A 23,067-nucleotide genomic window follows, 5' to 3' on the forward strand; every position below is an offset into this window, starting at 1 on the left:
TATCAATCCGTGATGAATTTGGCGCTGACGTACGGCGCGTAGTCCGGTAGCACAGCATCAACCTTGCCTTGTTCCTTGAGGAACACGGCGGTGTCGGTGATGGCCTTGGTGGTCGGTGCGCCTAGCGTGATCACTTGATCGGCTGCCAGCGGGTAGACGTTGCCTTGCAGCAGCAGTGGAATGTCGCTGGCCTTGGCGCCGGACAGTTTTACCAGCTTGTCGACGTTGCCTTGATTGGCGAGCCAGGCTTGTGGGTCTTTGCGGTAATCGGCGTAGGCATCCAGGGTCACCTTGGCGAACGCGGTGACGATTTCCGGGTGCTTCTCGGCGAAGTCCTTGCGCACGATCCAGGCATCGAAGGTTGGCGCGCCGAACTTGGCCAGTTCGCCGGAGGTGATCAGCACCTTGCCGTTTTCCTTGGCCACACCGAGTGCCGGGTCCCAAACGTAAGTGGCGTCGATGTCACCGCGTTTCCAGGCGGCAATGATCGCCGGCGGAGCCAGGTTCAGCACCGTGACTTTCGATGGGTCGATGTTCCAGTGCTTCAGCGCGGCCAGCAGGCTGTAGTGGCCGGTGGAAACGAAGGGTACGGCGATTTTCTTGCCGATCAGGTCTTGCGGGGTCTTGATCCCGGAACCGTCGCGGGCCACCAGGGCTTCGGCGGCGCCGATCTGGGTCGCGATCAGGAAGGTTTCCACCGGCACCTTGCGGGTGATCGCTGCTGTCAGCGGGCTGGAACCGAGGTAGCCGATCTGCACGTCACCCGAGGCGATGGCGGCGATGATGTCGGCACCGTTGTCGAATTTGCGCCAATTGATGTCGGCCTTGGTGGCTTTTTCGTACGCGCCGTCGGCCTGGGCGACTTTCGCCGGGTCTACGGTGGTCTGGTAAGCGACAGTCACGTCGGCTGCCTGGGCAAGAAAGCTCGCCGCCGCCAGGGAGGCGGCCGCCAGCAAGCGAAGGGGGAAATTCAGTTTCATCGAGAAGCTCCTTGTCAGGCGACCGAGAGTCGGCGTGAAAGGAGACTAAATGATATAAGAATACGAAAATAAATAACTTTTTCGAATTAGCTTATGAGCGGAAAATTCTAAGCCGGATCGCAGGGCAGCCTTCGCGGGCAAGCCTCGCTCCCACAGGGACTGCGTAAATCCTGTAGGAGCGAGGCTTGCCCGCGATAAGGTCCGCAGGACCTTCAGAGACTAGTTACTAATCGCCAGAATGCTCGCCTGGTACGCCCCGACAAACACATCGAAATCACCGACTTCGTTCTGCTCAAGCTCAGCCTGTTGGGCCAGCGACGAACGCGCGAGCTCTTCAAACCTGGTCTGTTGCTCTGCCGGCAATGGCTCGCTGCGGAAAAACTCCGCGTGTACCCGGCTCTGACGCAGGGAGAATTGGGCAAAGCTTTCCTTGTGCTCGGCCATTGCCGCCAGTACCTGGGCCGATGGCGTCAGGGCAGGGTTCTGGACCTTGGCCATCTGCGCGTCCAGCGCTTTGCTATGGGCATCGCCGCCATGGCTCTGATCAAGCAGCGCGGCCAGTGGGGCAATCTGCTCCAACAATTGGCCAGCCCACTCTTTCAGGTCGACCGGGTGCCCGTCGCGTTGCAATTGCAGGCCCGGGCGACGGCCTTCCTTGACCACGCTGAGGAAGTTGGAGGTGGCATTGGTGCAGCTGGTGTTGGTCAGCAACGGGCTGTCGTTCAGCGCGCAGTACAAGAGGAAGGCGTCGAGGAAGCGCGATTCGGTAAGGTCGATGCCCATCGGCAGGAACGGGTTGATGTCCAGGCAGCGTACTTCGACGTACTGGATGCCGCGGGCCATCAACGCCTGGATCGGCCGCTCGCCGGTGTAGGTCACGCGTTTCGGGCGGATGTTGGAGTAGTACTCGTTTTCGATCTGCAGGATGTTGGTATTGAGCTGGACCCACTCACCGTCCTGGTGGGTGCCTACTTCGACATACGGCGCATAGGGTGTTGCCACCGCTTTGCGCAGGCTATCGGTGTAGCTGTTCAGGTCGTTGTAGCACGGCGTCAGGCCGGCCTGGGCGTTGCTCTGGTAACCCAGGTCGCTCATGCGCAGGCTGGTGGCGTACGGCAAATAGAGGGTGTCCGGATCCAGCTGTTCCAACTGGTGCGAACGACCGCGCAGGAACCCGGCGTCCAGCGCCGGCGACGCACCGAACAGGTACATCAACAGCCAGCTGTAGCGGCGGAAGTTGCGGATCAACGCGATATAGGCCGACGACTGATAATCGCGGTCGGTGCCGGTAAAGCCTTCGGCCTGCTTGAGCAGTGGCCAGAGTTTTTCCGGCAGGGAAAAATTGTAGTGAATGCCGGCGATACACTGCATGGTCTTGCCGTAGCGCAGCGCCAGGCCCTTGCGGTAGACATACTTGAGCTGACCGATATTGGACGTGCCGTAGTAGGCGATCGGGATGTCTTCCTCGGCCGGCAACGGGCACGGCATCGAGGGGCTCCACAGGTACTCGGTACCGAGCTTGCTGTAGGCAAAACGGTGAATGCTGTCCAGGCTCGCCAGCGTATCCGCCGGGTCGGGCAGGGCCGGGGTGATGAACTCCAGCAGCGACTCGGAATAGTCGGTGGTGATCTGTTCGTTGGTCAGCGCGGAACCCAATTCTTCGGGGTGCGGCGTTTGCGCCAGGCGACCTTCATCGGTCACGCGCAGGCATTCACGTTCGATGCCGTGAAGGCACTGTTCGAGCAGAGAGAGGTTAGCGCGCTCGCCGAGCAGGGCCAGGCGGCGGTTGAGAAGTTCGCTCAAGTTGGATTCCTTCACGCGTCAGTCGCCCCAATATGGGGGTGGGCAAGACGGTCTACAAGGGTGAAGTTAAAACTGGCGTTTTCGCCTGGTTTTCGGACTGATCGCCACAGGGGATCGCGGCGCTGCGGTCACAGCGCCGAAATTACCTCAAATCGATGACGGCTAGCTACAGGACAGCGAACGTGCCTTGTGCTTTTGCGACCAGTTTGTCGCCTTGCATCACGTCGGCCTCGACCACCAGCGTGCGGCGGCCCGGGTGGATCACCCGCGCCGTGCACATTACCTCGCCGCCTTCGACGGCGCGGATGTAGTTGATCTTGCACTCGATGGTCGCGCTCTGCTGGTCAAAGCCGTGGGTGCTGGAACAGGCCAGCCCCATGGCAATGTCCACCAGGCTGAACAAGGCCCCGCCGTGCAGCTTGTTGGCGCGATTGCGCAGTTGCGGCTCAAGCGCCAGGGCGACTTGCGCCACCCCGGTTTCCAGGCTGTGCAAACGGCAGCCCAGCAGCTTGAAAAATGCGCTTTCGGTGTACCCGGCAGGAATGTCCATCAACGCTTCTTCAGCTGTTTGGCGTTGGCGAACAGCGACGCCATGGCGTTGTTGCTCGGCGCGGCCGTGGTTTCCTTGCGCGGAGCGGTGTTCTGGGATTGGCGTGGCGCCGAACCCGGACGCGCACCACGGGCGCCGTCGATTTTCTCGCCAGGGGTGTCGCTCATGCGCATCGACAGGCCCACGCGTTTTCGCGGGATGTCGACTTCCATGACCTTCACTTTCACCACGTCGCCGGCCTTCACCGCTTCGCGAGGATCCTTGATGAACTTCTCCGAAAGTGCGGAGATGTGCACCAAACCGTCCTGATGCACGCCGATATCGACGAATGCACCAAAGTTGGTCACGTTGGTCACCACGCCTTCGAGGATCATGCCCAGCTGCAGGTCCTTGAGGTCTTCGACGCCTTCCTGGAACTCGGCGGTCTTGAACTCTGGACGCGGGTCGCGGCCGGGTTTTTCCAGTTCTTGCAGAATGTCGGTGACGGTCGGCAGACCGAAAGTCTCGTCGGTGTACTTTTTCGGGTCCAGGCGCTTGAGGAACGCGGCATCGCCGATCAGCGAGCGGATGTCACGGTCGGTCTCGGCGGCAATTCGCTGTACCAGCGGATAGGCTTCCGGGTGCACCGCCGACGAATCCAGCGGGTTTTCGCCGTTCATGACGCGCAGGAAACCGGCGGCCTGTTCGAAGGTTTTTTCGCCAAGTCGTGCGACTTTCTTCAGCGCAGCGCGAGTCTTGAACGCACCGTGTTCGTCGCGGTGGCTGACGATATTCTGCGCCAGGGTGGCGTTGAGGCCGGAGATCCGCGCCAGCAGCGCTACTGAGGCGGTGTTGACGTCGACGCCCACGGCGTTCACGCAGTCTTCGACGACAGCGTCCAGGCCGCGCGCCAGTTTCAGCTGCGACACGTCGTGCTGGTACTGGCCGACACCGATGGATTTCGGATCGATCTTCACCAGTTCGGCCAACGGGTCCTGCAGGCGACGGGCAATCGATACTGCGCCACGGATCGACACATCCAGGTCCGGGAATTCCTTCGAGGCCAGTTCCGATGCCGAATAAACCGATGCACCGGCTTCGGAAACCATGACCTTGGTCATCTTCATGGCTGGGTATTTTTTGATCAGCTCGGCGGCCAGCTTGTCGGTTTCGCGGCTGGCGGTGCCGTTGCCGATGGCGATCAGGTCTACCGAATGCTTGGCGCACAGGGCCGCGAGAATCGCGATGGTCTGGTCCCACTTGTTGTGCGGTACGTGCGGGTAAACGGTGGCGTGATCGAGCAGCTTGCCGGTGGAATCGACCACCGCGACTTTGCAACCGGTGCGCAGGCCCGGGTCGAGGCCCAGGGTCGCGCGTGGGCCGGCCGGGGCCGACAGCAGCAGGTCGTGCAGGTTGTGGGCGAACACGTTGATCGCCTCGGTTTCCGCGCCGTCGCGCAGCTCGCCCAGCAGGTCGGTTTCCAGGTGGGTGTAGAGTTTGACCTTCCAGGTCCAGCGCACCACTTCGCCCAGCCATTTATCGGCGGCGCGGTTCTGGTTCTGGATGCCGAACTGCTGGCCGATCATGCCCTCGCACGGGTGCATGGTGCCCGGCAGTTCATCGCCAACTTTCAGCGCGGAGCTGAGAATGCCTTCGTTGCGGCCACGGAAAATCGCCAGCGCCCGGTGCGACGGCATGCTTTTGAGTGGTTCGTCGTGCTCGAAGTAGTCGCGGAACTTGGCGCCTTCCTCTTCCTTGCCGGCAATCACGCGGGCACTGAGGGTGGCTTCCTGCTTCAGGTAATTGCGCAGCTTGTCCAGGAGGCCGGCGTCTTCGGCGAAGCGCTCCATGAGAATGTACTTGGCGCCTTCGAGGGCGGCCTTCACATCGGCCACGCCTTTTTCGGCGTCGATGAAGCGGGCGGCTTCGGTTTCCGGGCTCAGGGTCGGGTCGTTGAACAGACCGTCAGCCAACTCGCCGAGGCCGGCTTCCAGGGCGATCTGGCCCTTGGTGCGGCGCTTCTGCTTGTACGGCAGGTACAAGTCTTCGAGGCGGGTCTTGGTGTCGGCGAGCTTGATGTCGCGTTCAAGCGCAGGGGTCAGCTTGCCTTGCTCCGTAATGCTGGCAAGGATGCTGATGCGCCGTTCGTCGAGTTCTCGCAGGTAGCGCAGACGCTCTTCCAGGTGACGCAGTTGGGTGTCATCGAGGCTGCCGGTCACTTCTTTCCGGTAACGGGCGATGAAGGGAACGGTAGAACCTTCATCGAGTAGCGCGACGGCCGCTTCGACCTGTTGTGGGCGTACACCGAGTTCCTCGGCGATGCGGCTGTTGATGCTGTCCATAAAACCACCTGACAAATTGTGAAAGCAGGCTCGCAGGCGCAACGATAAGGCCTTGGCGAGTCTGGTTGAGCGGCCTGGCCTGCGCCGCTACCTGGATCAAAGGTATCCCGTTGACCCGTGAAATCGAACAATTACTGCCGGCGCCATGAAAATAAAAAGCGGCCAACCAGCGTAACGATCAGACGTTGCCTGACACAAAAGGCCGCGCATTATAACCAGCGTTGCGCCCTTCGGGGGCATCGCAGGTTGTAGGCATAATCCCCGGATTCCTGGCGGTGAAGGAAAAATCTGCTAACAATGCACACGGTACGTATAACGGCAGCTACGCCATAATGCGTGCCGAGATCAAAGGAGCATCCAATGAGCAGCACTGCAAACAATGCTGAAGGCGAAAAAATTCTTATTGTTGACGACGATCCTGGGCTAAGCAGCCTGCTGGAGCGTTTTTTCGTCAGCAAGGGCTACCGTGCCCGCGCCGTACCGAACACCGAACAAATGGACCGCCTGCTGGCGCGTGAAGTGTTCAACCTGGTCGTTCTCGACCTGATGCTGCCTGGCGAAGACGGCCTGACCGCCTGTCGCCGCCTGCGTGGCGCAAACAACCAGATTCCAATCATCATGCTGACCGCCAAGGGCGATGAGCTGAGCCGGATCAAGGGCCTCGAACTGGGCGCCGACGACTACCTGGCCAAGCCGTTCAACCCGGACGAGCTGATGGCCCGCGTAAAAGCCGTGCTGCGTCGTCAGTCGGCTCCAGTGCCTGGCGCACCAGGCAGCGAAGACGAAAGCGTGACCTTCGGTGACTACGAGCTGTCGCTGGCCACCCGCGAACTCAAGCGTGGTGAAGAAGTGCACATGCTCACCACAGGCGAATTCGCGGTGCTCAAGGCGTTGGTGATGAACGCCCGTCAGCCATTGACCAGGGACAAATTGATGAACCTGGCCCGTGGTCGTGAGTGGGATGCCCTGGAGCGCTCCATCGACGTGCAGATTTCCCGTCTGCGCCGGATGATCGAACCTGATCCGTCCAAGCCGCGTTACATCCAGACTGTCTGGGGTGTGGGCTACGTATTTGTTCCGGATGGCGCCGCCACCAAGTGATCGGCGATTTGTAGGCGCGGGTTTGTGCGGGTAACGGGCCGGATGGCCTTGCCCGCAGACTCGCGGCCGGCAATGTGCGAGCATCGCTCGCTCCTGCACGTGTTTAACGGTTACCCATGAAAACCCCGGTTTGGTTCCCCCAGAGTTTCTTCTCCCGCACCCTTTGGCTGGTGCTGATCGTTGTCCTGTTTTCCAAGGCGCTGACCCTGGTTTATCTGCTGATGAACGAAGACGTGCTGGTGGATCGCCAATACAGCCATGGCGTCGCCCTGACGCTGCGCGCCTACTGGGCGGCCGATGAAAACAATCGCGAAAAGATCGCCGAAGCCGCAACCCTGATCCGGGTGGTGGGCGCCGGTGTGCCTGAGGGCGAACAACACTGGCCCTACAGCGAGATCTATCAGCGGCAAATGCAAGCCGAACTGGGGGCCGATACCGAGGTGCGCTTGCGCATGCACTCGCCACCGGCGCTGTGGGTCAGGGCACCCAGCCTGGGCGATGGCTGGCTGAAAGTGCCACTGTATCCGCACCCGTTGCGTGGCCAGAAAATCTGGAATGTGCTCGGCTGGTTTCTAGCCATCGGCCTGCTGTCCACCGCCTCGGCGTGGATCTTCGTCAGCCAGCTCAACCAACCCCTCAAGCGCCTGGTGTATGCCGCGCGGCAACTCGGCCAGGGGCGCAGCGTGCGCTTGCCGATCAGTGATACACCGAGTGAAATGACCGAGGTTTATCGCGCCTTCAACCAGATGGCCGAAGACGTCGAACAGGCCGGCCGCGAACGCGAACTGATGCTGGCCGGGGTTTCTCATGACCTGCGCACGCCGTTGACCCGGTTGCGCCTGTCGCTGGAGCTGATGGGCGACCATAACGACCTGACGGACGCCATGGTGCGCGATATCGAGGACATGGACGCCATTCTCGATCAGTTCCTGGCGTTCATTCGCGATGGGCGTGACGAGTCGGTGGAGGAGGTGGACCTGAGCGATCTCGTCCGTGAAGTCGCCGCGCCGTACAACCAGAACGAAGAAAAGGTGTGCTTGCGTCTTGAACCGATTCAACCCTTCCCGTTACGTCGGGTGTCGATGAAGCGGCTGTTGAACAACCTGATTGGCAACGCGTTGAATCACGCGGGCAGCGGCGTTGAAGTGGCGGCGTATGTGTCTGGGGATACCAGTGCGCCTTATGTCGTCCTGAGTGTCATGGACCGTGGCGCCGGGATAGATCCATCGGAGCTGGAAGCGATTTTCAACCCGTTCACCCGAGGCGACCGCGCCCGGGGCGGCAAGGGCACGGGGTTGGGGTTGGCGATCGTGAAGCGAATTGCTTCGATGCATGGTGGCAATGTTGAATTGCGCAACCGTACTGGTGGCGGCCTGGAAGCGCGAGTGCGCTTGCCGTTGGGATTGATGCTGCCGAGGGATGCCGTCTAACCCGATCGTTCCCACGCAGAGCGTGGGAACGATCGGTGTGTTAACCCTTTCCTTTGGTCCGCGTCATATTCGGCCCGCCATTCTTCTCCAGGTGCTCGATGATGATCCCCGCCACGTTCTTGCTGGTCGTGGTCTCGATCCCTTCCAGGCCCGGCGACGAGTTCACCTCCATCACCAGTGGCCCATGATTGGAACGCAGGATATCCACCCCTGCCACGGCCAACCCCATGACCTTCGCCGCGCGCAATGCCGTCATGCGTTCTTCCGGGGTGATCTTGATCAGGCTGGCGCTGCCACCGCGATGCAGGTTGGAGCGAAACTCCCCGGGTTTGGCCTGGCGCTTCATGGCTGCAATGACTTTGTCACCCACCACGAAGCAGCGAATGTCGGCGCCGCCAGCCTCCTTGATGTACTCCTGGACCATGATGTTCTGCTTGAGGCCCATGAATGCCTCGATCACCGACTCCGCCGCCGTGGCGGTTTCGCACAGCACCACGCCGATACCCTGGGTGCCTTCCAGCACCTTGATCACCAGGGGTGCACCGTTGACCATTTCGATCAGGTCGGGAATATCGTCTGGCGAGTGGGCAAAGCCGGTGACCGGCAAACCGATGCCCCGACGTGAGAGCAACTGCAGCGAACGCAGCTTGTCCCGCGAGCGAGCAATGGCCACCGATTCATTGAGCGGAAAAACCCCCATCATTTCGAACTGGCGCAACACCGCGCAGCCATAAAAAGTAACCGAAGCACCGATTCGCGGGATCACCGCGTCGAAGCCTTCCAGTGGCTTGCCGCGGTAGTGGATCTGCGGCTTGTGACTGGCAATGTTCATGTAGGCGCGCAGGGTATCGACCACCACCATTTCATGGCCGCGTTCGGTACCGGCTTCGACCAGGCGGCGGGTGGAATACAGACGCGGGTTACGCGACAGCACAGCGATCTTCATGCAACACCTGTGGAGGAGGTAGATACCGGGAACACCGGCTTGTCTTGTACATATTTGATGCCCGGATTGACGACCAACTGGCCGTCAATCAGGGCTTTGGAACCGAGTAGCAGGCGATAACGCATGGATTTGCGGCAGGCGAGCGTGAACTCGACCCGCCACACCCGATCGCCGAGGGCCAGGGTAGTGCTGATCACGTAACGCACCTGCGCGTGACCGTTAGAGCTCTTGATGGTTTTTCGCGTCACCAGCGGTGCTTCGCAGCGCCGGTGACGCAGCTGCACCACCGTGCCCAGGTGCGCGGTGAAGCGCACCCACTGCTCGCCGTCACGGTCGAAAGTCTCGATGTCGGTGGCATGCAGGCTGGAGGTGCTGGCACCGGTGTCGATTTTTGCCCGAAGGCCCGCGACTCCCAGATCAGGGAGCGCCACCCACTCGCGCAGACCGACAACGGTCAAATGGTCAAATGTCTTCAAAGTTGCTCAACCGGTAGAAACCGCTCTGGCCGCAAGCGGCCGAATTCGCGGTATTCACGCAGAATAATGGTTAAAAGGCGACAGATATCTACGGCCCGGATTTCCAGCCCTGCGGGGAGGTTCTGGAATGCCTGCATTGTAATCCGAGACGGCGTAATTCTTGGTACGAGAGAAACGGTAGTACAGTTCATCAATATTTCAGGACGAGGAAATCCCATGGCACAAAAAAACGACGAGGATGACAAAGTCCGGCTGGATAAATGGTTGTGGGCGGCGCGCTTTTACAAAACCCGTGCGTTGGCCAAGGCGGCGATCGAAAGCGGCAAGGTGCACTGCCGGGGTGAACGCTGCAAACCCGGTAAAGAGCCGCACATTGGCGATGAATTCGTGATTCGCACCGGTTTCGAGGAGCGCACTGTGGTGGTCCAGGCGCTGTCGATCGTGCGCCGTGGTGCTCCCGAAGCGCAGACGCTGTATGCCGAAACCGAAGCCAGCATCGCCAAGCGCGAAAATGCGGCGGCCGAGCGCAAGGCAGGTGCCTTGGGCGTGAGCACCGATGGCAAGCCGAGCAAGAAACAGCGACGGGATCTGTTCAAGTTCCGTGGCAGCAGCAACGAATGATTGACCGGCGCCACCGATCGCGCCTGTCGGGCCAGGACTTGTAATTGCGTCGGTGCGTAGCCATATGAGGTAATTAGTCTGCCGTGCATGTGCCGTTCGTCGTAAAGCGCACACAGCCACCGGGCTTCAGGCCACAACCCGGCAGCCATACGCTATAGCCAAGGCGTAACCTCGTTCTGTAACCACTTTTGTCACCCATTCAGATACCAGACTTATGACCGACTTACCGGATAACGACTTCACCCAACGCTTCATCTTCGATGACAGCGACACCCGTGGCGAGATGGTTTCGCTGGAACTCAGCTACGCTGAAGTCCTGGCCAAACACGCCTATCCGGAGCCGGTTGCGCAACTGCTCGGCGAACTGATGGCGGCCGCGGCGTTGCTGGTCGGCACCTTGAAGTTCGATGGCCTGCTGATCCTTCAGGCCCGCTCCGAAGGCCCGATTCCGTTGCTGATGATCGAGTGCTCCAGCGAGCGCGACATCCGTGGCCTGGCCCGTTACGAGGCTGACCGGATTGCCCCCGACGCCACCCTGGCCGACCTGATGCCGGACGGCTCGCTGACATTGACCATCGACCCGAAGCAGGGTCAGCGCTACCAGGGCGTCGTCGATCTGGCCGGCGAAACCTTGTCCGATTGCTTCACCAACTACTTCGTCATGTCCCAGCAGATTGGCACTCGCATCAAGCTCTGCGCCGACGGCCGCCGCGCCCGTGGCCTGTTGCTGCAGCAATTGCCCGCCGATCGCCTGAAAGACGAGGAAGAACGCGCCGCCAGCTGGCAACACCTCACTGCGCTGGCCACCACCCTGACGGCCGATGAATTGCTTGGCCTGGACAACGAAACCGTGCTCCATCGTCTCTATCACGAAGAGCAGGTTCGTCTGTTCGATGTACAGAAACTGCGCTTCCGTTGCAGCTGCTCGCGCGAACGTTCAGCCAATGCGCTGGTCAGTCTGGGTATGGAAGATGCGCAAAATCTCGTGCTCGAACACGGTGGTAACATCGAGATCGATTGCCAGTTCTGCAACCAGCAGTACCTGTTCGACGCCGCCGATGTCACCCAATTGTTCGCCGGAGCGGGTGTCGAGACGCCGTCAGATACCCGGCACTAAAACGGTTCAGCGCAGGTAAATTCACTGGAAAGTACCGCAATAGCGCCGTTACGACGGGAGGGCCCTACTCTTTTTGGGCTTTTCTGGCATAATCCGGCCCACTTTTTTCGCGGTAGTAGTGCACGACTTTCTACTACAAAACGTTTGGAGCACTCGGCCACTGGCCGACGGGGAACCTCATGACGCAAGCCAATAACGCCGTGTACACCGATCTGAGTGTTGATGATCTGGTTAAAGAAGCCCTCAACCGCGGTGAAGGCGAGCTTGCCGATACCGGCGCACTGGTTGTTCGCACCGGTCACCGTACCGGCCGTTCGCCAGTCGATCGTTTCATCGTTGATGAGCCGACCACCACAGGCGCTATCGCCTGGGGCCCGATCAACCGCAAGTTCCCGGCTGACAAGTTCGATGCCCTGTGGAACCGCGTCGAGGCGTTCAACAACGCGCAAGAGCACTTCGTTTCCCACGTGCATGTAGGTGCGGCTTCCGAGCACTACCTGGCCGTGAAGATGACCACCCAGACTGCCTGGCAGAACCTGTTCGGTCGTTGCCTGTTCATCAACCCGGCCCAGTACAACCCGGCTGGCCGTGAAGAGTGGCAAGTGCTCAACGTTGCCAACTTCGAATGTGATCCAGAGCGTGACGGCACCAACTCCGACGGTTGCGTGATCATCAACTTCGCGCAGAAGAAAGTGCTGATCGCCGGCATGCGTTACGCCGGTGAAATGAAGAAAGCCATGTTCTCCGTGCAGAACTTCCTGCTGCCGGCCGCCGACGTACTGCCAATGCACTGCGCTGCCAACATCGGCGAAGAGGGCGACGTGACCCTGTTCTTCGGTCTGTCCGGCACTGGCAAGACCACCCTGTCCGCCGACGAAAGCCGTTACCTGATCGGTGACGACGAGCACGGCTGGGGCGAGGGCGTGGTGTTCAACATCGAAGGCGGTTGCTATGCCAAGTGCATCGACCTGTCCGAGAAGAACGAGCCGGTTATCTGGAAAGCCATCAAGCACGGCGCGGTCCTGGAAAACGTCGTGATCGACGATGCCAAGCACGCCGACTACGCCGATGTCAGCTTGACCCAGAACAGCCGCGCCGCCTACCCGCTGGAGCACGTTGCCAAGCGTTCCGAGAAGAACCTCGGTGGCGAGCCGAACGCTGTAATCTTCCTGACCTGCGACCTGACCGGTGTACTGCCGCCAGTGTCGATCCTCAACGAAGAGCAAGCGGCTTACCACTTCCTGTCCGGCTACACCGCTCTGGTGGGCTCGACTGAAATGGGTTCGGGCAGCGGCATCAAGTCGACCTTCTCCACCTGCTTCGGCGCACCGTTCTTCCCGCGTCCGGCTGGCGAATACGCAGAGCTGCTGATCAAGCGCATCCGCGGCTTCGGCTCCAAGGTCTACCTGGTCAACACCGGCTGGACCGGCGGTGGCTACGGCGTCGGCAAACGCTTCAACATCCCGACCACCCGCGCGGTGATCGCAGCGATCCAGAGCGGCGCGCTGATCGGTACCGAAACCGAGCACCTGGACACCATCAACCTCGACGTGCCACTGGCCGTACCGGGCGTTGAGACTGGCCTGCTGAACCCACGCAACACCTGGGCCGATAAAGCCGCCTACGACGAAGCCGCCAAAGCACTGGCCGGCCTGTTCATCGAGAACTTCAAGAAGTTCGAAGTGAGCGACGCGATCAAGGCTGCGGGTCCTAAGCTGTAAGTGTTGGTTTGATGCAATCGAAAAGCCGCCCTTCGGGGCGGCTTTTTTGTGCGTGGCATTTCAGGTTTTCAGATGCAGGACTAACGCCCCGACCAACACCAGCACAACCCCCAGCACCTGCACCTTGCCTAGGCGCTCCTTGAAAAATACATACCCCAGAATCGCCGCAATCCCGCCTGACAATGTACTGATCACCGTCACCACCGAAACCGATCCCGCCACCGCACCCCAGGCGAATGAGGAAAACCCACCGAGGTTCATCAGGCTGGCACCGGTCAGTGTCAGGCAATTTTTCAGAGGTGGGAATTTCAGGCCGTCGTCGATCCTGAGCACGATGCCAACCAGCACGATCAGCCCGACAAGATACGCGAGCCAGAGCATCGTCACTGGACCCAGCACGGGCAACACGAAGCGACCTTGCAACCAGAAACTGGTGCCGTAGAACACCGCCGCCAGCAGCGAATAGGCAATGGAACTGCTCGCCTGCGTGGTGTGTGGCACCTTCGGGTCGGAATGAATGCTGGAGAGGACCACGCCTATGACGCAGAGCGCGATGCACAGCAACTGGAGCAGGCTGATCTGCTCACCGCCAGCCCAGGACAACAATGTGGTCACTACGCCGTAAGAGGTCACCAGCGGCGCCACGATGGAGGCTTTCCCCTGGGCGAAGGCCTTTGACAAGGCCAGCGCGCCAGACACGGTCAGCACAGCGGCAGCGACGCCGATCAACCAGACATCAAGCGGTGCGGCCATGGACCTGAGAATGAACACGGGGAAGGCGATCAGCAGCAGGCTCATGATGGTAAAACCCAGCGCCTGACCGAAATACACGGCACGTTTGACACCAACCGCACGGGCGTTCAAACCCACCAGAAAATCCGTGCCGCCCCACAGCAAGGCGGCCAACAAGCCCATCAATACGTCCACGCAATTTCCTTATTGTTATGCGCCGCGGACGCTACAGGCCTTCGAGCTCCCGGGTGTCCCAGCGTTGAGCCTTGATCGCTCGGTAGAGCATGCCGATGGTCAATGGTTCCTTGACGCCGCGACCCTTGGCTTTGCGCTTGAGAAATACATCGTAGCCTTCGGGGTGAAAATAGCGATAACTGTCGTAATCCACGAAATCAATGGCGAAGTGCTCTTCCAGGGTTTCGATCAAGTGTTGTGCATCGACACCGTTGCAGTTCAGGTCGAAATTGATCGAGGTGTTGAGGCTGATGGTTTTGCGTTCGGGGAGGCCGAGTTCTTCGTGTAGTAGCTGCATCAGCAGATGCATTGTGGAGTCGTCGGGGAAATCGGGGGCGAGGTTCATTGCGGGGTGTCCGGTGGGGCTTGGACGAATCTTATTGGTCGTCGGACTAGAGTGGAAGGATTGAAACCGACGTTCATCCCGCAGAACCCCGTTCACTTCAGGCAACGGTGGTTTTGAGCAGACGTTGCCGTGCGATGTCGAGCAGGTCGTTGCCATCCTGGGTCAGCAGGTACAGCGCGTTGACGATGTTGGGGATGTCGCTGGTGTCGGCCTGTTTGAAGCACAGGCAGTACAAGGTTTCCAGCAGGCCGCTGGCGGCGCGGATGCGTTGGCGGGCGGCGTCGAGGATTTCCAGGGGATCGGCCTCGGTGTCGATCACCAGTACCGGGGTTTCGCTGTTACTGGACCGGAGCAGGTGATAGCGGTCGGTCAGTGGATCGGCGTTGTTCATCGAGGTGGTTCCTGTGCGAAATCGGCAAGTGCGCCCGGCAGGCAGAGACACTTTTTCAGCTGCGCCGGAAACTATAGAGGCGCGTATTACCGTGCGACAAGACGGCTGTGATGGACAGGTTTTGTAGGGTATTTATCGCTTTTTGAGGACCGGACTACGCGTTGACGTTGATTTTTGTGCGCGAAACGGTTCGCGGTAAAAAGGCCTACGGGTTTGTCAGGTGTTGTTTGGCAAGTCTCGGTAGGCAGGGCATCAGAAGCTGTAGGATTTATCGACATCAACACGCTGTATCATCCCGTATCGTTTTTGCCCCCGACCTTTTCTCGACTCGCTGCGATCGCCGGCTAGGCTTTGCTCATCGCAGCAGTCAACGGAGTGACAGCTTATGCACAACACCCTGGAACAGGTTTTCGGTTATCCACAGTTTCGGCCCGGTCAGGAGGCGGTGGTCAGCGCGGTGCTGGCGGGGCGCTCGGCGGCGGCGATTTTCCCCACCGGTTCCGGCAAGTCCCTTTGCTATCAGCTGTCGGCGGTATTGCTGCCGCATTTGACGCTGGTGGTCTCGCCATTGCTGGCGCTGATGCAGGATCAGTTGGCGTTCCTGGAGCGACACGGCATTGCCGCGGGCAGCATCGATTCGGCTCAGGGTCGTGACGACGCCAGCGATGTCATGGCCCGCGCCAGGTCCGGCGAACTGAAAATCCTGATGGTCTCCGTGGAGCGTCTGAAGAACGAGCGTTTTCGAAATTTCCTGCAGCAGGTGCCCATCTCGCTGCTGGTGGTGGATGAGGCGCATTGCATTTCGGAATGGGGGCATAACTTTCGCCCGGACTACCTCAAGCTTCCGGACTATCAGCGCCAGTTCAACATCCCCCAGGCGTTATTGCTGACCGCCACCGCGACTCCGAAAGTGATCGCCGACATGCAGGCGAAATTCGCCATCGAACCTGGCGACGTGGTGACCACCGGTTTCTATCGGCCGAACCTCAATCTGTGGGTGGAGCCGGTTCGCGGCCAGGACAAGCGCCGACGCCTGGTGGAGTGGATGAGTCAGCGACCCGGCCAGCCGAGCATTGTCTACGTCACCTTGCAGAAAACCGCCGAGCACATTGCCGAGCATCTGCAGCGCAATGGCATTCAGGCCGAGGCTTATCACGCCGGCTTGCCCCACGACCAGCGCGAGAGCATCCAGAAGCGTTTCATGGGCGGGCAGTCCAATTGCATCGTCGCCACCATCGCCTTCGGCATGGGCATCGACAAGAGCGACATCCGTAACGTGGTGCATTTCGACCTGCCCAAATCCATCGAAAACTACAGCCAGGAAATCGGCCGTGCCGGGCGTGACGGCCAGCCATCGGACTGCCTGGTGCTGGCCAATCGCGACAGCCTCAACGTGCTGGAAAACTTCGTCTACGGCGACACACCTGAACTGGACGGTATCCGCCATGTGCTTGACGAGATGCAGGCCGCCGCGCCCGAGGGGCAATGGGAGTTTCTGCTGGGGCCTCTGGCGGACCAGAGCAACATCCGCCAGCTGCCGCTCAAGACCTTGCTGGTTCAACTGGAGCTTCGTGGCTTGATCGCTCCGCGTTATGCCTATTACGCCGAATACCGGTTCAAATACCTGCAGGAGCCAGAGGCATTGCTGGCCCGCTTCGAGGGCGAGCGCAGGGATTTCGTCGCGGCGATCATCCAGACGTCCAGCCGTGCACGTACCTGGGCCACGGTGAATTTCGATGCGCTCTATGAGCAGCACCGGGCCGAGCGCAGTCGGGTGGTCAAGGCGCTGGATTATTTCCAGGAAAAGGGCTGGGTCGAGCTGGAAAGCAAGCAGATGACCGAGGTCTACAGCCTGCTGCAAAGCGGTTTCGACAGTGCCGCGTTGAGTGAAGAGCTGCACACCGGTTTCACTCGGCATGAACAGACCGAGGTTGCGCGGATTCACGCCATGCTGGATCTGTTCGCCACTGATCGCTGCCTGGGCTATCGCCTGGCCGAGTACTTCGGTGACGAAAATGTGCCTCGCCAGTGCGGGCATTGCTCGGTTTGCCACGGGCAGGTGGCGCGGCTGCCTGCACCGCCGGCATTACCTGCGCTTGTGGATAAAAACTTCGAGGCATTGTGTAGCGGTTTTATCCACAGGCATCAACAACACACTGGGGAGGTGCCGTCGGCGGAGCGCGTGACGCGGTTTCTGTGCGGAATCAGTGTGCCGCTGTTTACCAAGCTCAAGGTGCGGACTATTTCGGGGTTTGCGGTCTTGGAGGATTATCCGTATGCCGAGGTGCGAGGGTGGGCCCAGGCACACCTCTAATCGGAGTCTGGCGGAGCGCATCCATCCGCTGAATGTTGCTCATCACAGGAATAAATTTCAAAAAGGCGTGGCGGCTGACTATGGTGAGGGCTGTCTTTGGATCGCCAACAAGAGAACAAAGTATGAGCCAGACACCGTTCAATATTCAGCGCGCAGCCGTCATCGGCGCGGGCACAATGGGTCGAGGCATCGTCATGTGCCTGGCCAACGCCGGGGTGGCGGTGCAATGGGTCGATAACAATCCGCAGATGCTTGAACAGGCACTGGTCACCGTAGCGGACACCTATGCCCACAGTGTTCGGCAGGAACGCATCGATCAGGTCGAGGCCGATGCCCGCATCGCGCGGGTCACGGCGGCCGCCGATTATGCGGCTATTGCCAATGTCGATCTGGTTATCGAAGCCGTCTACGAAAACCTCGAACTCAAGCAGGCTATTTTCCGCGAACTGGACGGCTTGCTCAAACCTGAAGCCATTCTGGCCAGTAACACCTCGGCACTGGACATCGACGCCATCGCCGCCGTGACTGGCCGCCCACATCAGGTCTTGGGCCTGCACTTCTTCAGCCCGGCGCACATCATGAAACTGCTGGAAATCGTCCGGGGTGCCAAGACCGCACCAGCGGTCATCGATGCGGCATTGGCGCTGGGCAAGCGTATGGGAAAGGTCAGCGTGGTGTCGGGCAATTGCGACGGCTTCATCGGCAATCGCATGCTCAATACCTACGTGCTGGAAGCCCGAAAAATGCTGCTGGAGGGCGCTTACCCTTACCAGGTCGATGCGGCGCTGCAAGGCTTCGGTTTTGCCATGGGGCCATTCCGTATGTTCGACGTGGTTGGCGTCGATCTGCAATGGCGCGCACGGCAACTGTCCGGGGTGGGGCAGGATGCACCAGAGGTGCAGGTGGATAACCGTCTGTGTGAACAGGGCCGTTTCGGTCAGAAGAGCGGCAACGGCTACTACCACTATGAACCGGGCAGTCGTCAGGCTGAACACGATCCGCAGGTGGATGCGCTGGTGCTGGAAGTCAGCGAAGGGCTGGGCTTTCATCGCCGAGAGATAACTGCGGAGGAAATTCTGGAGCGCTGCCTGCTGGCATTGGTCAACGAGGGCGCGAAGATTCTTCAGGAAGGGATCGCCGTATCGGCCCACGACATCGATCTGGTGTACCTCAACGGATACGGGTTCCCGGCGGACAAGGGCGGTCCGATGGCCTGGGCGGATCAGCAGGGGTTGGCGGATATTCATCAACGCCTGCTGGCGCTGGAGACCCGCCAGGGTGATCACTGGAGCCCGGCACGGTTGATTGGGGATTTGGCGGCGGTGGGCAAAGGGTTTGCTGACCGCTGATTGATATGGCGACTTGCCCGCGAAGAAACGATAACTCGGTGTCGCCTCGGATGGCGAGCCAACTCAGGAACCAACACAGATGCCCCAACGCTCCGAATTCCCGCACTTCCAACCCATCACCACACGCTGGCACGACAACGATGCCTACGGTCACGTCAACAACGTCACCTATTACAGCTTCTTCGACACGGCGGTGAACACCTACCTGATCGAAGTGGGCGGCCTGGATATCCACGATGGCGAGGTGGTGGGTTTCGTGGTGAGTTCGGCCTGCGATTACTTTGCTTCCATCGCGTTCCCGGACCGGATCGAGATCGGCCTGCGAGTGGGTAAGCTTGGCAACAGCTCGGTGCAGTATGAGCTGGCGGTGTTCAAGGTCGGGGAAGATGAGGCCTGTGCAGCCGGGCGCTTTGTGCATGTGTTTGTCGACCGGGCGTCGAATCAGCCAGTGGCGATTCCGGCCGGTTTGCGCAGTGCGATGGAGCGACTGCTGGTTTGAAGCAGGCAAAAAAAATCGCAGCCCTCGGGCTGCGATTTTTATCTGCCACTTAAACCTTGCCGGTCTCAGTGACGATGATGGCGATGCTTGCGATGGCCATAGGCATGACCGCGACCCGGGTGGCCGTCACGGTAGTAACGACGGTCGTTGTCACGATAGGAGCGGCGATGATCATCATCGTCGTCGTCATCAGCTTTGTTGCCCATGTAGTTACCCAGCGCGCCACCGGCACCGCCGCCTGCCGCGGAGCCGATCAGGCTGCCAGTGGTGCCGCCCATGCTGCGGCCGACCACGTTACCGCCTGCTGCGCCCAACGCGCCACCAATGGCTGCTTCGCCACGGCTGCGTTTGTCTGCGCCGACTGCGCTACCACCCGCGCCGCCCAGGGCCGCGCCGATGGTGGAACCTGTACTGCCGCCAAGCGATTGGCCGACGACCGAGCCCAGAACCCCGCCCAATGCGCCGCCCACACCTGCTTCGGTGGTGCCGCCAGCGGAGGCCATGCCACTGACCAGGCCAAGGGACAACAAGAGAATCGAGGAGAACTTCATGGAGGAACCTCAAGGGGATGACGACGCGATCCTGAGGCTGTGCCATGGACGTGACAATCGAAATCCGACGAATAACACGACTTAAGCACATTTCTATAAGTTGCTGTTTTTTGGGCGGAACTTAATGGTTTTTCGCCGGTCTTTTACTACTTCGGATAGGCCGTTTTCATGAGAAAACGGCCTTTTTTGTGGGCGTTTGAAAGGTGGTTGATCATGGCCGGGACAGGTGCTGCAAGGTCATACCCCTTCGCGGGCAAGCCTCGCTCCTACGGTTTATGCCGTGCGCATTTTTCGTGAACGACATGACACTGTAGGAGCGAGGCTTGCCCGCGAAGAGGTCGGACCAGATGTCGCGTCAAGCCGATTTGGCCAAGATCAACCCAGACTCACTCGCCGCTTCCAACCGGATCGCCACGAACTTCGACGTTGGCGTATGGCTGCCATCCCCGGTGCTTTCCAGCGGCACCAGCGGGTTCACTTCCGGATAGTACGCTGCGGCTTGTCCCGCCGGAATATCAAACGCCAGCAATGTGAAGCCTTTCACCCGACGCACAAGTCCGTCATCCCAGATCGACACGATGTCAGCCTTCTGTCCCGGCTTGAAGCCCAGGCGAATGATGTCGGCTTCGTTGACGAACAGCACGTCACGCTGCCCCTTCACTCCGCGATAACGGTCATCAAGGCCATAGATCGTGGTGTTGTACTGATCGTGGGAGCGCATCGATTGCATGATCAGGTCGGGCAACACACCGGTTGCGCGAGTGCGTTCGTGCACCAGGTCCTTGGGCAGCGCGTTAGCACGGAAGTTGGCGCGACCGGAGGCGGTGTTCCACTTGCGTGCACCGGCGCTGTTGCCCAGATAGAAGCCGCCTGGGTGCTTGACCCTCTGGTTGAAGTCCTTGAAGCCTGGAATGGTGTCGGCAATCAGGTCGCGGATGCGGTCATAGTCGCCCACCAGCCAGTTCCAGTCCACCGGATGGCTGCCCAGGGTCGCCGCGGCGATACCGGCCAGGATCGCCGGTTCCGAGCGCATCTGGTTCGACTGCGGCTGTAACTGGCCGTTGGAGGCGTGGACCATGCTGAACGAGTCTTCGACGGTCACCGCTTGCGCGCCTTCGGTCTGGATGTCGATGTCGGTGCGGCCCAGGCACGGCAGGATGAGGGCATCTTTACCGTGGGTCAGGTGGCTGCGGTTGAGCTTGGTGCTGATCTGTACGGTCAGGTCGCAGTTGCGCAGGGCTTGGAAGGTGCGCGGGCTGTCCGGGGTGGCTTGGGCGAAGTTGCCGCCCAGGCCGATGAAAACCTTGGCCCGACCTTCGGCCATGGCGTGAATCGCCTCGACCACGTTGTGGCCGTTTTCGCGCGGTACCTTGAACTGGAAGCGACGTTCGAGGGCATCGAGGAATGCCACGGGTGGCCGTTCGTTGATGCCCATGGTCCGGTCACCCTGCACGTTGCTGTGGCCACGCACCGGGCACAGGCCGGCGCCTGGCCGACCGATGTTGCCGCGTAGCAACATCAGGTTGGCGATTTCCTGGATGGTCGCTACCGAATGGCGATGCTGGGTGATGCCCATGGCCCAGCACATGATGACGTTCTTGCCCTTGGCGTACATGCGCGCCGCTCGCTCGATTTCCACCAGAGACAGGCCGGACTGCTCGACAATCTGTTGCCATGGGGTTTCGTCGATGGCGGCCAGGTAGTCCAGGACATTGACGCTGTGTTCATTGAGGAAGGCGTGATCGAACACCGCAGGCTCGCCGGCTTTCTGGGCGTCGCGCTCCCATTGCAGCAGGAACTTCGCCATGCCACGCATGATCGCCATGTCGCCACCCAGTGCCGGACGGAAGTACGCGGTGTTGGTCGGTTTGTCGCCGTTGGTGAGCATTTCGATCGCGTGTTGCGGGTGCTGGAAGCGCTCCAGGCCGCGCTCTTTCAGCGGGTTGATGCACACCACTTGGGCGCCGCGTTTCACCGCTTCACGCAACGGTTCGAGCATCCGTGGATGGTTGGTGCCGGGGTTCTGGCCCCAGACAAAAATTGCATCGGCGTGTTCGAAGTCGTCGAAGGTCACGGTGCCTTTGCCGACGCCGACACTCTGTGCCAATGCCACGCCGCTGGCTTCGTGGCACATGTTCGAACAGTCGGGGAAGTTGTTGGTGCCGTAGGCGCGCACGAACAGCTGATACAAGAAAGCCGCTTCGTTACTGGCCCGGCCCGAGGTGTAGAACTCGGCCTGATTCGGGCTCGACAAGCCGTTCAGGTGTTTGGCGATCAGCGCAAAGGCGGCGTCCCAGCTGATCGGCTTGTAGCGATCGGTCTCGGCGTCATAGCTCATCGGCTCGGTCAGCCGGCCTTGATACTCAAGCCAGTAGTCGCTTTGCTCCAGCAGCGAAGTGACGCTGTGCTTGGCGAAAAACTTGGCGTCGACGCGACGTTTGGTCGCCTCCCAGTTCACCGCCTTGGCGCCGTTCTCGCAGAACATCACCATGCCGCCTTCCTTGGAATCGCCCCAGGCGCAGCCGGGGCAGTCGAAGCCGCCGTTCTTGTTGGTCTTGAGCATCATGCGCAGGTTTTTCAGCGCGTTGTCGCTGGTCAACCAGGCTTGGGCGACGCTGATCAGTGCGCCCCAGCCTCCGGCCGCGCCTTTGTAAGGCTTGTAGCGAGGGACGGGTTTCTGGTCGGCTTGACGGTGTTGACTCACGCTTGGTTCTCCAACGCTGGGCTGTAGACCCGCGGCGCATTCTTTTGTGGCAGATGAATGAGATTGAGGTTGTGGCGACGGGCCCATTGCACGGCGAGCCCGGTAGGCGACGACAGGCTGACCAGGGTCTGGATGCCGGCGCGCAGGACTTTCTGGATCAATTCGAGGCTGCATCGACTGGTGACAATCGCCAGCCCGCCAGTCGTCGGAATGTTTTGGCGGATCAAGCCACCGATCAATTTGTCGAGGGCGTTGTGCCGACCGATATCTTCGCGCCCCAGCAACAGTTGGCCTTGGTCGTTCATGAACACGGCCGCGTGCACCGCCCCGCTGTGCTGGCCAAGCGGCTGGAACGCACCGATGCGCTGACGCAGGCCCTCGAGCCATTCGGCCGGTGGCAGGGGCGCGCCGGGCAATACCTTGAGCTCGGGCAATGCCTGCTCGACCGCTTCCACGCCGCAAAGCCCGCAACCGCTGGTACCGGCCAGTTGCCGACGCTGTTGCTTGAGATTCCAGAACGCGCGATTGGCGATGGTCACTTGCGCGTACTGCGCCGAGCCCGAGCCGCTGAGTTGCAGGTCATAGATGTCCGAGGCGTCCTGGATAATGCCGCTGCCCAGGCTGAAGCCGACGATGAAGTCTTCCAGGTCCGTGGGCGTCACCAGCATCACCGCCTGGCTGATGCCGTTAAAGGCAATCGCCAGCGCGACTTCCTCGGCCAGCGCGGTGCTGGCTGACTCCGAGTGCTCAAGGTTGCTGTAGCTGTATATCTGACTGGCGTCGGGCGCAGGCGTTTCGAGGGCAGGCGCCGCGCAGGCTGGGCGCTTGGTGTTCATGGCATCACCGAGGGTTTGATCAGCTTTAAGACTAGGCGTGACAAC

20 protein-coding genes are annotated in these 23,067 nt (G+C 60.4%); 8 read left to right on the forward strand and 12 right to left on the reverse strand.

Annotated features, from left to right (window positions below; translation table 11 throughout):
* Positions 1-2: 2 nt before the first annotated feature.
* The 4 genes from tauA to OH720_RS01110 form a co-directional block, all read right to left on the reverse strand.
* Entirely contained in the window at positions 3-980 is a 978-nt protein-coding gene (gene tauA, locus OH720_RS01095; RefSeq protein ID WP_272604243.1) for a taurine ABC transporter substrate-binding protein, read from the reverse strand.
* Positions 981-1,199: 219 nt separating this feature from the next.
* Positions 1,200-2,783: a glutamate--cysteine ligase gene (gene gshA, locus OH720_RS01100; RefSeq protein ID WP_272604244.1), complete on the reverse strand. Its 1,584-nt coding sequence runs from the start codon at positions 2,781-2,783 to the stop codon at positions 1,200-1,202.
* Positions 2,784-2,949: 166 nt separating this feature from the next.
* Positions 2,950-3,333 carry a PaaI family thioesterase gene (locus tag OH720_RS01105; RefSeq protein WP_272604245.1) on the reverse strand — a complete coding sequence of 128 codons (384 nt, stop codon included), beginning with the start codon at positions 3,331-3,333 and terminating at the stop codon, positions 2,950-2,952.
* Positions 3,333-5,654 (reverse strand): Tex family protein, encoded by a 2,322-nt coding sequence (locus OH720_RS01110; RefSeq protein WP_272604246.1) that lies wholly within the window; start codon positions 5,652-5,654, stop codon positions 3,333-3,335. Before OH720_RS01110 ends, OH720_RS01105 begins: the two co-directional genes overlap by 1 nt.
* Before the next feature lie 360 nt (positions 5,655-6,014).
* Here OH720_RS01110 and ompR point away from each other — a divergent pair, with 360 nt between their 5' ends.
* Positions 6,015-6,755: an osmolarity response regulator transcription factor OmpR gene (gene ompR, locus OH720_RS01115; protein ID WP_008057590.1), complete on the forward strand. Its 741-nt coding sequence runs from the start codon at positions 6,015-6,017 to the stop codon at positions 6,753-6,755.
* Between the two features lie 116 nt (positions 6,756-6,871).
* A complete protein-coding gene (locus tag OH720_RS01120; RefSeq protein ID WP_272604247.1) occupies positions 6,872-8,185 on the forward strand; it encodes an ATP-binding protein in 1,314 nt (437 codons plus the stop codon).
* A 40-nt stretch (positions 8,186-8,225) separates the two neighbouring features.
* Here OH720_RS01120 and rimK read toward each other — a convergent pair whose 3' ends face one another.
* The gene (gene rimK, locus OH720_RS01125) at positions 8,226-9,131 is read right to left on the reverse strand and encodes a 30S ribosomal protein S6--L-glutamate ligase (protein WP_020795792.1); all 906 of its coding nucleotides are present in this window, start codon (positions 9,129-9,131) and stop codon (positions 8,226-8,228) included.
* Positions 9,128-9,607: a retropepsin-like aspartic endopeptidase RimB gene (gene rimB / locus OH720_RS01130; protein WP_008057587.1), complete on the reverse strand. Its 480-nt coding sequence runs from the start codon at positions 9,605-9,607 to the stop codon at positions 9,128-9,130. The genes rimK and rimB overlap by 4 nt, the downstream gene beginning before the upstream one ends.
* 216 nt (positions 9,608-9,823) lie before the next feature.
* On the opposite strand from rimB, the gene OH720_RS01135 reads away from it, so the two are divergent.
* The 3 genes from OH720_RS01135 (at position 9,824) to OH720_RS01145 (ending at position 13,066) form a co-directional block, all read left to right on the forward strand.
* On the forward strand, positions 9,824-10,228 hold the full coding sequence (locus tag OH720_RS01135) for an RNA-binding S4 domain-containing protein (RefSeq protein ID WP_272604248.1): 405 nt from the start codon (positions 9,824-9,826) through the stop codon (positions 10,226-10,228).
* A gap of 214 nt (positions 10,229-10,442) precedes the next feature.
* Positions 10,443-11,345, forward strand: coding sequence for an Hsp33 family molecular chaperone HslO (gene hslO / locus OH720_RS01140; protein WP_272604249.1), 903 nt, complete (start codon positions 10,443-10,445; stop codon positions 11,343-11,345).
* A gap of 179 nt (positions 11,346-11,524) precedes the next feature.
* Positions 11,525-13,066, forward strand: coding sequence for a phosphoenolpyruvate carboxykinase (locus OH720_RS01145; protein ID WP_008057583.1), 1,542 nt, complete (start codon positions 11,525-11,527; stop codon positions 13,064-13,066).
* Between the two features lie 60 nt (positions 13,067-13,126).
* Here the strand turns inward: OH720_RS01145 and OH720_RS01150 are convergent, their stop codons facing one another.
* From OH720_RS01150 to OH720_RS01160, 3 genes are all read right to left on the reverse strand, one after another.
* Positions 13,127-13,981 (reverse strand): DMT family transporter, encoded by an 855-nt coding sequence (locus OH720_RS01150; protein WP_272606388.1) that lies wholly within the window; start codon positions 13,979-13,981, stop codon positions 13,127-13,129.
* 43 nt (positions 13,982-14,024) lie between these two features.
* On the reverse strand, positions 14,025-14,378 hold the full coding sequence (locus OH720_RS01155) for a DUF1493 family protein (protein WP_272604250.1): 354 nt from the start codon (positions 14,376-14,378) through the stop codon (positions 14,025-14,027).
* A 97-nt stretch (positions 14,379-14,475) separates the two neighbouring features.
* On the reverse strand, positions 14,476-14,769 hold the full coding sequence (locus tag OH720_RS01160) for a hypothetical protein (protein ID WP_272604251.1): 294 nt from the start codon (positions 14,767-14,769) through the stop codon (positions 14,476-14,478).
* Between the two features lie 385 nt (positions 14,770-15,154).
* Here OH720_RS01160 and OH720_RS01165 point away from each other — a divergent pair, with 385 nt between their 5' ends.
* From OH720_RS01165 to OH720_RS01175, 3 genes are all read left to right on the forward strand, one after another.
* Complete coding sequence (locus OH720_RS01165) at positions 15,155-17,083, forward strand: RecQ family ATP-dependent DNA helicase (protein ID WP_272604252.1); 1,929 nt, start codon at positions 15,155-15,157, stop codon at positions 17,081-17,083.
* A 122-nt stretch (positions 17,084-17,205) separates the two neighbouring features.
* On the forward strand, positions 17,206-18,432 hold the full coding sequence (locus OH720_RS01170; RefSeq protein WP_272604253.1) for a 3-hydroxyacyl-CoA dehydrogenase: 1,227 nt from the start codon (positions 17,206-17,208) through the stop codon (positions 18,430-18,432).
* Positions 18,433-18,511: 79 nt separating this feature from the next.
* A complete protein-coding gene (locus OH720_RS01175; RefSeq protein ID WP_272604254.1) occupies positions 18,512-18,931 on the forward strand; it encodes an acyl-CoA thioesterase in 420 nt (139 codons plus the stop codon).
* 65 nt (positions 18,932-18,996) lie between these two features.
* Here OH720_RS01175 and OH720_RS01180 read toward each other — a convergent pair whose 3' ends face one another.
* The 3 genes from OH720_RS01180 to fdhD form a co-directional block, all read right to left on the reverse strand.
* The gene (locus OH720_RS01180; protein ID WP_272604255.1) at positions 18,997-19,482 is read right to left on the reverse strand and encodes a glycine zipper domain-containing protein; all 486 of its coding nucleotides are present in this window, start codon (positions 19,480-19,482) and stop codon (positions 18,997-18,999) included.
* 355 nt (positions 19,483-19,837) lie between these two features.
* Positions 19,838-22,186 carry an FdhF/YdeP family oxidoreductase gene (locus OH720_RS01185; protein WP_272604256.1) on the reverse strand — a complete coding sequence of 783 codons (2,349 nt, stop codon included), beginning with the start codon at positions 22,184-22,186 and terminating at the stop codon, positions 19,838-19,840.
* Positions 22,183-23,022 carry a formate dehydrogenase accessory sulfurtransferase FdhD gene (gene fdhD, locus OH720_RS01190; RefSeq protein ID WP_272604257.1) on the reverse strand — a complete coding sequence of 280 codons (840 nt, stop codon included), beginning with the start codon at positions 23,020-23,022 and terminating at the stop codon, positions 22,183-22,185. Before fdhD ends, OH720_RS01185 begins: the two co-directional genes overlap by 4 nt.
* Positions 23,023-23,067 lie beyond the last annotated feature (45 nt).

Source organism: Pseudomonas sp. WJP1 (assembly GCF_028471945.1).
Lineage (GTDB): Bacteria > Pseudomonadota > Gammaproteobacteria > Pseudomonadales > Pseudomonadaceae > Aquipseudomonas.